We start from the raw sequence: 12,605 nt of genomic DNA on the forward strand, positions 1-12,605 counted from the left end.
ACCGAACCATCGACTGCGTTGACCCGCGAGGCCGTGCTGGCCCTTGCGCCTGACGAGGCCTCCGCCAAGGCGGCGCGCGGGCTGATCTCCCCGGCGAAGTGGCCGCTGCTGGGCCATGACGCGCAGGCCGCCTGGGGCGAATGCCAGGGCAGCGGCTCGAAGCCCTATCAGACCCAGGTCGACCTGAGCGGCCCGGTCTTCAAGTGCAGCTGCCCGAGCCGCAAGTTCCCGTGCAAGCACGGGCTGGCGCTGCTGCTGATGCGCGCGCAGGAGCCGCAGCGCTTCAGCACCACCGGCGCGCCGCCCGCGTGGGTCAGCGCCTGGCTGGACGGCCGGCGCGAGCGCGCCGAGAAGCAGGCGCAGAAGGACGTCCAGAAGCAGGAGCAGCGCCAGGCCGCCGCGGCCGCGGGCGAGGACGCCGCGCCGCCGGCCGCGAGCGCCGACGCCACCGCCCGGCAGGCGAAACGCTGGCAGCGCATCGAGGCCGGCCTGCAGGAGCTGTCGCGCTGGCTGGCCGAGCGGGTGAGCCAGGGCCTGGCGACGCCGCCGGCCGGCGGCGCGGCCGAGTGGCGCACGATGGGCGCGCGGCTGGTCGATGCGCAGGCCGGCGCGCTGGCCGGCTGGCTGCAGGCCGCCGGCGCCGAGGTCGATGCCCCGGCACGGCTGCTGGCGCGGCTGGGGCGGCTGCAGCTGCTGATCGACGCGGTGGCGCGGCGCGACGCGCTGAGCGAGGCCGAGCGCGCCGATGTGCGCGCCACGCTCGGCTGGCCGCTGGAGCTCGACGAGGTGCTGGCGCGCGGCGAGGCGGTCGACGACCGCTGGGCGGTGCTCGGCCAGATCGTCGAGGAGCGCGAGGGCCGGCTGGTCGAGCGCCGCGTCTGGCTGCAGGGCCTGGACAGCGGCCGGCGCGCGCTGCTGCTCGACTTCAGCCACGGCACCGCCGGCTTCGACATGCCGTGGGTTAGCGGGCAGGTGCGCGCGGGCCGGCTGGTGTTCTTTCCGTCGGCGGCGCCGCTGCGGGCGCTGGTCGAGCAGCGCGGCCCGGCCGAGGCCGCGCCGCCGCCCGACGCGGGCGACTGGACCGCCGAGCTGGACCGCGCGGCCGCCGCGATGGCCGCGCATCCGTGGCTGCCGCTGTGGCCGCTGGCGCTGCAGGGCGTGCTGCGGCTGCACGGCGAGCAGCTCTGCCTGCTCGGGCCGCAGGGCCGGGCGCTGCCGCTGCGGGTGCCGGCCGACCAGGTGCTGACGCTGCTGGCGGTCGGCGGCGGCGCACCGGTGCAGGCGAGCGGCGAATGGAATGGCGAGACGCTGCGGCTGCTGACGCTGCGGGGCGATGACGCCTGGCAGCTCGGGCGCGGCGAAGGAGCAGGGCGATGAGCACGACGGGTGTGATGCCGGATGCGGCGGTGTCGGCCGCGCTGGAGCGGCTGCTGCCGGCGGCGCTGGTCGGCACCGAGCGCGCGCCGGGCTGGCGGGCCGCGCTGTCGGCCGCACCGGCGCCGCTGAACGGACTGATGGCGGCGCTGGCCGCCACGCCGGACGAGGACGCGGCGGTGCTGCTGCGCGCGGCCGGCGTGCTGGCGCTGGCGGCCCGGATCGGCGCGGACGGGCTGGCGCTGCCGGCCGAGGCGGCCGAGACCCCCGCCGCGGAGCAGCCGGGCGCGCGCCCGGAGCGCCGCCCCGCGCTGGCGGACCCGAGCAGCCGGGCGGTGGTCGAGACGCTGCTGCAGGACGACTGGCCGATCGGTCTGCGCCACACGATGCTGCGCCGGCTGGCCGAGCGTGGCTGGCGGTTGCCGGCGGCGCTGCTGCCGCAGGCGCTGGAGCTGGCGCAGCGCGAGCCCGCGCTGCGCGCGGCGGTCGGCGCGGTGATCGGCGAGCGCGGCGCCTGGCTGATCCGCCAGCAGCCACGCTGGCGCCAGCTTGGCGAGGCGCCGGCGCAGCCGACCGAGGCCGACTGGAGCGACGGCACGCTGACCGCCCGGCTCGCCTTCCTGCGCCACGCGCGGGCGCAGGATCCGGTGGCGGCGCGCGCGCGGCTGGAGGCCGAGCTGGGCCAGCTCGCCGCCGCCGAGCGCGCCCAGCTGGTCGAGGCGCTGGCGGTCGGCCTGTCGATGGCGGATGAGCCGCTGCTGATGCGCCTGCTGCAGCGCGACCGCGGCGGCGAGGTGCGCGCGGTGGCCGCGCGGCTGCTGCAGCGCCTGCCGGACAGCGCGCAGGCCGGCTGGCTGGCGGCGCAGTGGGATGCGCTGCTGAAGAGCGAATCGGCCTGGCTGGGCCTGAAGCGGCGCTGGACGATCGAGCCGCCGGCCGCCGAGGGCGCCGACTGGAAGGCGCACGGCCTGGACCTGCAGCGCCCGCGCCATGACGGGCTCGGCGAGCGCGGCGGGTGGCTGTTCCAGCTGGTGCGGCTGACGCCGCTGAGCTTCTGGACCACGCGCACCGGCCTGACGCCGGCCGATCTGATGGCCTGGGCCAAGGGCACGGACTGGAAGGACGCGCTGCGGCGCGGCTGGTTCGAGGCGGCGCAGGCGCTGCCGGACGACCCGGCGGCGCTGGCGCCGGTCGAGGTCGAATGGCTGCTGGCGGTGCTCGGCCGCGACGCGCGCGGCGTGTCGGTCAGCGAACAGGCGGCCTTGCGTCGGCGCCTGCCGCCCGCGCAGCGCACCGCGCTGTGGCGCGCGCGCCTGGCCGGCGATCCGGTCGAGGTGGCCGGCGAGATCGTCCTGGTCTGCGAGCAGGCGGCGCTGGCCGGCGTGCCGGATCCGGCCGAGTCGGTGCTCGACGCCGCCTTCCTGGCCGAGCTGGGCGCGGTGCTGGAGGCGCAGTGGTCGGCGCTGTGCGCCGGCCAGCTCGACGACCGGCGCTGCAACGACTGGCTCGGCCGCGCGCCGGCGCTGCTGGCCTGGCTGCCGGCCGGCGTGCCGGGCCGGGTCGAGGCGCTGCCCGAGCCGGTGAACCCGACCGACGCCGCAGTCAGCTGGGCGCAGCAGCAGCGCACCACGCTGCACGCCCGGCTGCAGCGCATCGCCGCGCTGCGCCGCGCCCTGGAGGCGCTGCCCGCGGCCCCCGCTGGCTGATCTTCTCCGTACCGCTCTTCCCGTACCGCTTCCCGCCTTGCTTCCCGCACTGGATCGCCCTGACATGACCGACACCGCTGCCCCTGCCGCTCTCTCCGCCTCGACCGTGCTGCGCCGCCATGCCGAGCAGCAGTACGCCGAGGAACTCGACGCGCTGGCCCGCGCCGACCGCCGCCCGCGCCCCGAGAACTGGCGCCTGTCGCCGCAGGCGGTCGTGACCTACCTGCTGGGCGGCACGCTGGACGACGGCTTCGTCGTCACGCCCAAGTACATCGGCGCGCGCCGGCTGATCGAGATCGCGGTGGCGACGTTGGCGACCGACCGCGGCCTCCTGCTCTACGGCGTGCCGGGCACCGCGAAGTCGTGGGTGTCGGAGCATCTGGCCGCGGCGGTCAGCGGCGACTCGACGCTGCTGATCCAGGGCACCGCCGGCACCGGCGAGGAACAGCTGCGCTACGGCTGGAACTACGCCGAGCTGCTGGCGCACGGCCCGTCCGAGAAGGCGCTGGTGCCCAGCCCGCTGATGAACGCGATGCGCGGCGGCCGCATCGCCCGCATCGAGGAGCTGACGCGCATTCCCGCCGACGTGCAGGACACGCTGATCACCGTGCTGTCGGAAAAGACGCTGCCGGTGCCGGAACTCGGCGTCGAGGTGCAGGCGGTGCGGGGCTTCAGCGTCATCGCCACCGCCAACAACCGCGACAAGGGCGTCAACGAGCTGTCGAGCGCGCTCAAGCGCCGCTTCAACACCGTGGTGCTGCCGGTGCCGGCCAGCGAGGAGGAGGAGCTGGCGATTGTCGTCAAGCGGGTCACCGAGATGGGCCGCGCGCTCGACCTGCCGGCCGAGCCGCCAGCGCTGCGCGAGGTGCGCCGCGTGGTGCAGATTTTCCGCGAGCTGCGCAACGGCCAGACCGAGGACGGCAAGACGCGCCTGAAGAGCCCGAGCGGCACGCTCTCGACCGCCGAGGCGATCTCGGTGGTCGGCAACGGCATGGCGCTGGCCGGGCATTTCGGCGACGGCGTGGTCGGCGCGGCCGATCTGGCCTCGGGGCTGCTGGGCGCGGTCATCAAGGATCCGGTGCAGGATGCGGTGGTCTGGCAGGAATACCTGGAGACGGTCGTCAAGGAGCGCGACGGCTGGAAGGACCTCTACCGCGCCTGCCGCGCGCACGGCTGACCATGGCCGAGGTCCGCTTCTTCGGCATCCGCCACCACGGGCCGGGCTGTGCGCGCAGCCTGGTGCGCGCGTTCGAGGCGTGGGCGCCCGACTGCGTGCTGGTCGAGGGCCCGCCGGAGGCCGACGCGCTGCTGCCGCACCTGGCCGACGCGGCGCTGGTGCCGCCGGTGGCGCTGCTGGTCCATGCGCAGGACGAGCCGGGGCGGGCGGTGTTCTACCCGTTCGCGCGCTTCTCGCCGGAGTGGCAGGCGCTGCGCTGGGCGGCCGGCGCGGGCGTGGCGGCGCGCTTCATCGACCTGCCGCGTGCGCATGCGCTGGCGCTGGATGCGGGCCCCCTCCCCGACCCTCCCCCGCTGGGGGAGGGAGAAAGACAGGATGGCGCTGCGTCCGATCTCCTCCCCCCAGCGGGGGGAGGCCGGGAGGGGGGCCTTCGAGGTCGCGGCGACCCCTTCGACGACTTCGCCCGCGCCGACGGCCATCCGGACGGCGAGAGCTGGTGGAACCGCTGGATCGAGGAGCGCGGCGAGGACGCCGACATCTTCGCCGCCATCGCCGAGGTGATGACCGAGCTGCGCCGCCACGCCGACGCCGAGACGCCGCTGCCCGCGCGCGAGGCGCAGCGCGAGGCCCACATGCGCCAGAGCCTGCGCGCGGCGCGCAAGGAGGGCTTCGCGCGCATCGCGGTGGTCTGCGGCGCCTGGCATGTGCCGGCGCTGCAGGACGGCGTCTCCTCGGTCAAGGCCGATGCGGCGCTGCTCAAGGGCCTGCCGAAGCTGAAGGTGCAGGCGACCTGGGTGCCGTGGTCGCACCGGCATCTGACGCGCCACAGCTATGGCGCGGGCGTCGCCTCGCCCGGCTGGTACGACTTTCTCTGGCAGCACGACCCCGGCCGCCACCCGCGCGCCGCCGGCTGGCTGGCCCGGGTGGCCGCGCTGCTGCGTGCGCACGAGATCGACTGTTCCAGCGCGCATGTGATCGAGGCGATCCGGCTGGCCGAGGCGCTGGCGGCGCTGCGCGGCCACGGCGCGCCGGGGCTGGCCGAGCTGGACGAGGCGGTGCGCAGCGTCATCGGCCAGGGCGACGACGCGGTGCTCGGGCTGATCGCGCCGGCGCTGCATGTCGGCGACGCGCTCGGCACGGTGCCGGCCGACGTGCCGGTGGTGCCGCTGCAGCGTGATGTCGAGCAGCAGCAGAAGCGCCTGCGCCTGAAGGCCGAGGTGGCCGAGCGCCGGCTCGAACTCGACCTGCGCGAACCGAACGATCTGGCGCGCAGCCGGCTGCTGCACCGGCTGCGGCTGCTTGGCCTCGACTGGGGCGTGCCCGAGCGCGGCAGCCGCGGCGCACGCGGCAGCTTCCACGAGGACTGGCGGCTGCGCTGGGAGCCCGAATGCGCCATCACGCTGATCGAGGCCAGCCGCTGGGGCACGACGGTCGAGGCCGCCGCCAGCGCGCGGGTGGCCGAGCAGGTGCGCGACGAGACGCGGCTGGCGGCGCTGGCGGCGCAGGTCGACGACGTGCTGCGTGCCGACCTGCCCGGCGCGGTCGCGGCGGTGACGCAGGCGCTCGACCGGCTCGCGGCGGTCAGCGGCGATGTCGGCGAGCTGCTGCGCGCGCTGCCGCCGCTGGCGCAGGTCTTCCGCTACGGCGACGTGCGCCAGACCGACACGAGCCAGGTCGGCCGGGTGCTCGACCGGCTGATCGAGCGCGCCGCGATCGGCCTGCCGCTGGGCTGCGCGGCGCTCGACGCCGATGCGGCGCAGGCGCTGCGCGAGCCGCTGCTGGCCGCGCATGCGGCGGTGGCGCGTCGCGACGGCGAGGCGCAGACGCAGGACTGGCGCCGCGCGCTGGCGGCGCTGGCCGGCGCGCAGAGCGCCGCGCCGCTGCTGCGCGGCGTGGCGACGCGGCTGCTGCTCGACGACGGTGTGCTCGATGCCGAGGCGGCCGGCACCGCGCTGGCGCTGCAGCTCTCGCGCGCGACCGAGCCGGGCGCGGCGGCGGCCTGGCTGGAAGGCTTCCTGAACCGCAATGCGCTGGTGCTGCTGCACGACGCGCGGCTGTGGGCGCTGGTCGACGGCTGGCTGAGCCGCCTGGGCGACGACCATTTCCAGCAGGTGCTGCCGCTGGTGCGCCGCACCTTCGCCGACTTCAGCCGCAGCGAGCGCCGCTCGATCGCCGAGCGCGCCGCGCGTCCGCCCGAGGCGCCGGCCGACACCGCGCCAGCCGACGCCGCGCCGCCGTGGCAGGTCGGGCGGTTCGCGCAGGCGCTGCCGCTGCTGCACCGGCTGCTCGGCCTGCCGCCCGAGGCCGTTTCCTCGATGGAGAACCCCCCCGATGTCCGCTGACGCCGAGACCTCCCTGTCCGCCCCTCCGCCGAGCCTGGATCGGCAGCAGCGCTGGCGCCTGGTGCTGGGCGACGAGGCCGATGCGAGCTGCGGCAAGCCGAGCGGCGCCGCGCTGGAGATGGACCGCGCGCTGGCCGCGCTCTACGACGCCGACGGACCCGGCCGCGGTGGCAGCGCCCGCGTCGGCGGCTCGGGGCGCGGTGCGCCGACGGTGGTGCGCTGGCTGGGCGACATCCGCCAGTACTTTCCGGCCTCGGTGGTGCAGGTGATGCAGAAGGATGCGCTGCAGCGCCTGCACCTGAACGAGATGCTGCTGCAGCCCGAGATGCTCGAGGCGGTGCAGCCCGACGTGCATCTGGTCGCCAGCCTGGTGTCGCTGTCGCGCGCGATTCCGGCCGGAACGAAGGAGACCGCGCGTCGCGTGGTGCGCCAGGTGGTGGACGCGCTGATGAAGCGGCTGGAGGAGCCGCTGCGCTCGGCGGTGACCGGCGCGCTCGACCGCAGCACCCGCAACCGCCGCCCGCGCCACAGCGAGATCGACTGGCACCGCACCCTCCGCGCCAACCTGCGCCACTGGCAGCCCGAGCTGCGCACCGTCATTCCGGAGCGGCTGCACGGCCACGGCCGCAAGTCGCGCCGGCCGCAGCGCGAGGTCATCCTGTGCATCGACCAGAGCGGCTCGATGGCCGCCAGCGTGGTCTATTCGAGCATCTTCGGCGCGGTGCTGGCCTCGCTGCCGGCGGTGTCGACCAAGCTGGTGGTGTTCGACACCGAGGTGGTCGACCTCAGCGACCAGCTCGACGATCCGGTCGAGCTGCTGTTCGGCGTGCAGCTCGGCGGCGGCACCGACATCGGCCAGGCGGTGGCCTACTGCCAGGGCCTGATCCGCGATCCGCGCAACACCATCTTCGTGCTGATCTCCGACCTGATCGAGGGCGGCGTCGAGCAGCGCCTGCTGCAGCGCGCCGCCGAGCTGGTTGGCTCGGGCGTGCAGTGCGTGGCGCTGCTGGCGCTCAGCGACGAGGGCGCGCCGAGCTATGACCGCCAGATCGCCGCGAAGCTCGCTGGCCTGGGCGTGCCGTCGTTCGCGTGCACGCCGGACGCGTTTCCGGGCCTGATGGCGGCGGCGATCCGGCGCGAGGATGTGGCGGGCTGGGCGGCGCAGCAGGGGCTGGTGACGAGCCGGGCCTGACACGCCCGCGGCATGCGCCCCGGCTTCATGGCGCGAGCACGGCGGGGCCGAGCAGCCGGTCGGTCAGCGTCAGCGCGCCGCGGCGGCGGTCCTTCAGGCGCCAGAGCTGCGCCGGGCGGTGCGCGCCGCCGGTGCGCTCGCCCTCGATGGGCTCGAGCAGGTCCATCTCGTCGATGCGCCGCCGGAAGCTCACCTTGTTCAGCGGCTCGCCCAGCAGCGCCTCGTAGACCGCCTGCAGCTGCGGCAGCGTGAAGCGTTCGCCGCACAGATGCACCGGCAGCGACGAGTACTGGCTCTTCGAGCGCACCCTCGCCACCGCCTGCGCCACGATCTGCGCATGGTCGAAGGCCAGCGCCGGCAGCGCGTCGACCGGATGCCAGCGCAGGCCGGCCGCGCCGCGCGCGAGCAGGTCGGCCGGCACCAGCGCCACATGCGCCACCGAGATCGACCAGCCGCGCGGATCGCGCCCCGGCCCGCCGAAGGTGGCGAGCTGCTCCAGGTAGGGGCAGTCCAGCCCGGTCTTGGCGCGCAGCATGCGGGCGGCCGCGGCGAGCGGGTCGGCATCCTCGTCGGCATGGATGAAGCCGCCGGGCAGCGCGAGCGCACCGGCCAGCGGCGCGCGGTCGCGCGGCAGCAGCGCGACCTGCAGCTGCGGATTGAGCGTCAGCAGCACCACGTCGACGGTGCACAGGATGGGCATGGCGGCGGCTTCGGGCGGAGGGGCGGGCGGATTCATGAAGGCGTGCAGGGATGGAATCGACTTAGTTGCAATGTTGTACTAAGTGGCTTATCGTGTCCACCATGACGACGAACCTGCCTGCCTTGCACCTCCTGCTGATCGATGCGCAGAACGACTTCTGCGACCTGCCCGCCAGTGCGCAGGGCACGCCCGCCCTGCCGGTGCCGGGCGCGGACGCCGACCTGCGCCGGGTGGCCGAGCTGCTGCGCCGCGCGGCCGACCGCATCGACGCGCTCACGCTGACGCTCGACACCCACCACCGCCGCGACATCGCGCATCCCGGCTTCTGGTGGGCGCACGCGCCGGGGCAGGAGGTCGCGCCGTTCACGCCGATCACCGCCGCGCAGGTGCGCGCCGGCCAGTTCCAGCCGCGCGACCCGGCCGCGCTGCCGCGGGTGCTGGCCTATCTCGACGCGCTCGAAGCTCAGGGCCGCTACACGCTGATGGTCTGGCCGGTGCACTGCGAGCTGGGCACCTGGGGCCATCAATTGCATGCGGCCGTGCGCGAGGCCTGCGCCGAGTGGGAGCTGCGCCGCCAGCGCGCGAGCCACGTCGTCTTCAAGGGCCTGAACCCGTGGACCGAGCACTACAGCGCGCTGCAGGCCGAGGTGCCCGATGCGGACGATCCCGACACCGGCCTGAACCGCGCGCTGATCGCCCGGCTGGACGGCCCGGGCCGGCTGCTGATCGCCGGCGAGGCCGGCAGCCACTGCGTGCGTGCCACCGTCGAGCATCTGGTGGACCATCTGCCCGACGCCACGCCCGAGCGGCTGGCGCGCATCACGCTGCTGACCGACGCGATCAGTTCGGTCGCCGGCTTCGAGGCGCATCAGGCCGATTTCTTCGCCGACATGGCGCGCCGCGGCCTGCGGCTGGCCACCTGCGCCGAGGTGCTGAGCGAGGTGCTGCCATGAGCCGCGCCCCGGTGCTCTCCAGCCTGCTGGAGACCGACCTCTACAAGCTGACGATGTGGCAGGCGCTGCTGCACCGCCACCCCGCCACGCAGGCCGAATACCGCTTCGTCTGCCGCAATCCGCAGGCGGCCGCCTTCCCGCTGGCTGAGCTGCGCGCCGAGGTCGAGGCCGAGCTGGACCACCTGTGCGCGCTGTCCTTCACCGCCGCCGAGCTGGACTGGCTGGGCCGGCTGCGCTTCATCCGGCCGGACTTCGTCGATTTCCTGCGCATCTTCCGCTTCCAGCGCGACTTCATCTCGGTGCGCACCGAGGGCGAGCGGCTGTGCATCGAGGCGCGCGGGCCGCAGGTCCATGTGATGGGCTTCGAGATCCCGGTGCTGGCGATCGTCAACGAGCTGCATTTCCGCCGCCTCGACCGCCCGGCGGTGCGCGAGGAGGGCCGGCGCCGGCTGGCGGCCAAGATCGAGCAACTGCAGCGCGCGGCGGCCGACCCGGCGGCGGCGCGGCGATTTCCCTTCGAGCTGTTCGAGTTCGGCCTGCGCCGGCGCTTCTCGGCCGACTGGCAGCGCGAGATGCTCGAGACGCTGGCCGCGCGGCTGCCCGGCGTGTGCCGCGCCACCTCCAACGTGCACCTGGCGCGCACGCTGGGCCTGACGCCGATCGGCACGATGGCGCACGAGTATCTGCAGACCTATCAGGGCCTGGGCGTGCGGCTGCGCGACTTCCAGAAGGCGGCGCTGGAGGACTGGGTGCAGGAGTACCGCGGCGACCTCGGCATCGCGCTGACCGATGTCATCGGCATGGACGCCTTCCTGGCCGACTTCGACCTCTACTTCGCCAAGCTCTTCGACGGGCTGCGCCACGACTCGGGCGATCCGGTCGTCTGGGGCGAGAAGGCGCTGGCGCACTACGCTGCGCTGGGGCTGGACGCGGGCACCCGCCGGCTGGTGTTCTCCGACGGCCTGACGGTGGAGCAGGCGCTGTCGCTGCACGGCCACTTCGCCGACCGGGTGCGCACCGGCTTCGGCATCGGCACCCAGCTCAGCAACGACCTGGGCCCGACGCCGCTGAACATCGTCATGAAGCTGGTGCGGGTCAACGGCCAGCCGGTGGCCAAGATCAGCGACACGCCGGGCAAGGCGCTGTGCGACGACGCGGGCTTCCTGGCCTATCTGCGCCAGGTGTTCGGCGTCAGAACTGGCAGCTGAGGCCGGCGTCGAAGCGGGTCTCGCCGACCGGCTGCAGCGTGTCCATCGGCAGCGCCTTGCGGTAGCTCAGCTCGTACTTCAGCCAGACATGGCGGCTGACGCGGTTGCGCAGCGTGGCCACCGCGGTCTGGTAGTGCTCGCGGCTGGAGCGCTCGCTCATCAGCGCCAGGCGCAGCTGGGTGCTGTCGCTGACGCGGTAGTCGAGCTGCGAGCTGGCGGTCAGCACCCCCTCGCGGATGTTCTCGCCGCTGCGGGCGCGGCCCAGGCGCAGGCCGGGGCCGAATTCCAGGCTCAGGCTCAGGTCGTCCAGCGGCGCGAAGCGTCGGCCCGCTCCCGCGCGCACCGCCTGCGACGACGAGAAATAGCCGAAGCGGTTGCGCCGCAGCCGCGGCGACAGGTAGGTGTAGTAGGTCGAGGCGCCCTCGCGCGGCGGGTCGTCCAGCGCGGCCAGGTCGCGGCGCCACTTCACGAAGGTGTCGATCTCGTCGACCTTCAGCGTCGAATCGCTGCCGTTCAGCGCGACGGCCTCGCGCTGGGTGCGGAACTCGCCGCTCCATTCGTCCTGCGGCGCGCGGTGCAGCCAGCTGCCCTGCAGCCCCCAGCGCCGGCCGGCGAAGTTCGTCGTGCGGGTGGTGGTGTAGTGCAGCGAGAGGTTGAACTTCGAGTCGGGCTCGGCCGCCGGTGCGGGCGGTGGCGGCGCTGCGGTGGGCGGCGTCGCGGCGGCGGTGACGGGCAGCGTGCACAGGACGGCCGCGGCCGTCAGCACCGGCAGCCAGCGTGGCGAGGCGGGGAGGGTGGCAGGCGGCGTCTTCATGGGCGCGGATGCTGCGCCGTGCCCGCGCCGGACTGAAGTGCAAAAGTGGTTCGAATCCGCAACGCGATGGCATTTTCCGGACCCGGCGCGAAGGATTGCCGGCTCCGGCCGCGGACCTCAGGCTTCAGGCCTGCTCGACCAGATGGCGCAGGTCCCAGTCCCGGTGCGGATCGGCCAGCGCGGCGCGCTCGTCCAGCTCGTGGCGGCGCTGCGCGACGAAGAGATCGACCAGCACCTCGCCGAGCAGCTCGCGCAGCGCGGCGCTGGCGTGCAGCGCGTCGAGCGCGTCCCGGGGCGTGCGCGGCAGCGCTGGGCCGCGGTCCTGGCGCGGCAGTTCGCCCTGCAGGCCCAGCAGCCCGGTGCCGAGCATCGAGGCCAGCGTCAGGTAGGGGCTGGCGTCGCCGCCGGGCAGGCGGTGCTCGATGCGGCGGTTGGCCGGACTGGAGGCCGGCAGCCGGAAGGCGACCGCGCGGTCGTCGTCGCCCCAGCGGGCGTCGGTCGGCGAGGCGTCGCTGCGGCGCAGCCGCTCGAAGGAATGCGCCCACGGCGCCAGCAGCGCCATCGCCGCCGGCGCATGCGCCTGCAGCCCGCCGATGAAATGCGCCAGCTGCGGCCGGTCGCGGCCCTGCGCGTCGACGAAGGCGTTCAGGCCGGCGTGCGGGCCGTGGGCATGCTGCAGGCTGGCGTGCCAGTGCATGCCGGTGCCGGGCTGGTCGGCGAAGGGCTTGGCGATGAAGCTGGCCAGGAAGCCGTGGCGCACCGCCGTTTCGCGCGCCAGGCGCTTGAAGCGCCAGACCGCGTCGGCCATCGCCAGCGGCTCGCCCGGCGCGAAGTTGACCTCGTACTGGCCCGGCGCCGACTCGTGGCCGTGGCCGGTGACCGGGATGCGCTGCGCCGCGCAGGCGTCGAACAGCGCGTCGAAGTAGGGCGCGAACATCGCGGTGCGCTCCAGCGAGGCGATCTCCAGCGCATGCTCGCGTGCGCCCGCGCCCCCGGGCACGCCGGCCGGGCGCAGGCCGCCGTCGGCGCTGCGCTCGACCAGGAAGAACTCCAGCTCCGGCGCGACGGTGGCGCGCAGCCCGGCCGCCGCCAGCCGCGCCAGCACCCGGCGCAGCGCGGCGCGCGGCGACAGCACGCTG

Annotated in this window: 10 protein-coding genes; 7 read left to right on the forward strand and 3 right to left on the reverse strand. The window is 74.9% G+C overall.

The features are described 5' to 3' along the window. The first annotated feature begins 18 nt into the window (after window positions 1–18). From HZU84_RS09810 to HZU84_RS09830, 5 genes are all read left to right on the forward strand, one after another. A complete protein-coding gene (locus tag HZU84_RS09810; RefSeq protein ID WP_149502168.1) occupies window positions 19–1,377 on the forward strand; it encodes an SWIM zinc finger family protein in 1,359 nt (452 codons plus the stop codon). Then, window positions 1,374–3,080: a DUF5691 domain-containing protein gene (locus tag HZU84_RS09815; protein ID WP_180692875.1), complete on the forward strand. Its 1,707-nt coding sequence runs from the start codon at window positions 1,374–1,376 to the stop codon at window positions 3,078–3,080. Before HZU84_RS09810 ends, HZU84_RS09815 begins: the two co-directional genes overlap by 4 nt. 64 nt (window positions 3,081–3,144) lie before the next feature. Next, complete coding sequence (locus tag HZU84_RS09820) at window positions 3,145–4,257, forward strand: ATP-binding protein (RefSeq protein WP_149502171.1); 1,113 nt, start codon at window positions 3,145–3,147, stop codon at window positions 4,255–4,257. 2 nt (window positions 4,258–4,259) lie between these two features. Then, complete coding sequence (locus HZU84_RS09825) at window positions 4,260–6,599, forward strand: DUF5682 family protein (RefSeq protein WP_149502173.1); 2,340 nt, start codon at window positions 4,260–4,262, stop codon at window positions 6,597–6,599. Further along, window positions 6,589–7,791: a VWA domain-containing protein gene (locus tag HZU84_RS09830; RefSeq protein ID WP_149502175.1), complete on the forward strand. Its 1,203-nt coding sequence runs from the start codon at window positions 6,589–6,591 to the stop codon at window positions 7,789–7,791. Before HZU84_RS09825 ends, HZU84_RS09830 begins: the two co-directional genes overlap by 11 nt. Window positions 7,792–7,816: 25 nt before the next feature. Here the strand turns inward: HZU84_RS09830 and HZU84_RS09835 are convergent, their stop codons facing one another. Beyond that, entirely contained in the window at window positions 7,817–8,491 is a 675-nt protein-coding gene (locus HZU84_RS09835; RefSeq protein ID WP_149502177.1) for an NUDIX hydrolase, read from the reverse strand. Window positions 8,492–8,592: 101 nt separating this feature from the next. Here HZU84_RS09835 and HZU84_RS09840 point away from each other — a divergent pair, with 101 nt between their 5' ends. Further along, on the forward strand, window positions 8,593–9,444 hold the full coding sequence (locus HZU84_RS09840; protein ID WP_149502179.1) for a cysteine hydrolase family protein: 852 nt from the start codon (window positions 8,593–8,595) through the stop codon (window positions 9,442–9,444). Then, window positions 9,441–10,652, forward strand: coding sequence for a nicotinate phosphoribosyltransferase (pncB, locus tag HZU84_RS09845; RefSeq protein WP_149502181.1), 1,212 nt, complete (start codon window positions 9,441–9,443; stop codon window positions 10,650–10,652). Before HZU84_RS09840 ends, pncB begins: the two co-directional genes overlap by 4 nt. Here pncB and HZU84_RS09850 read toward each other — a convergent pair. Further along, window positions 10,636–11,466 (reverse strand): DUF481 domain-containing protein, encoded by an 831-nt coding sequence (locus HZU84_RS09850; RefSeq protein WP_149502182.1) that lies wholly within the window; start codon window positions 11,464–11,466, stop codon window positions 10,636–10,638. The two genes, pncB and HZU84_RS09850, sit on opposite strands and share 17 nt — an antisense overlap. A 124-nt stretch (window positions 11,467–11,590) precedes the next feature. Next, window positions 11,591–12,605 (reverse strand): type I glutamate--ammonia ligase (locus tag HZU84_RS09855; protein WP_180692877.1); only part of this gene is annotated, 1,015 nt, incomplete at its 5' end.

The sequence above is a fragment of the Sphaerotilus sulfidivorans genome, assembly GCF_013426975.1.
Taxonomy (GTDB): Bacteria; Pseudomonadota; Gammaproteobacteria; order Burkholderiales; family Burkholderiaceae_C; genus Sphaerotilus; species Sphaerotilus sulfidivorans.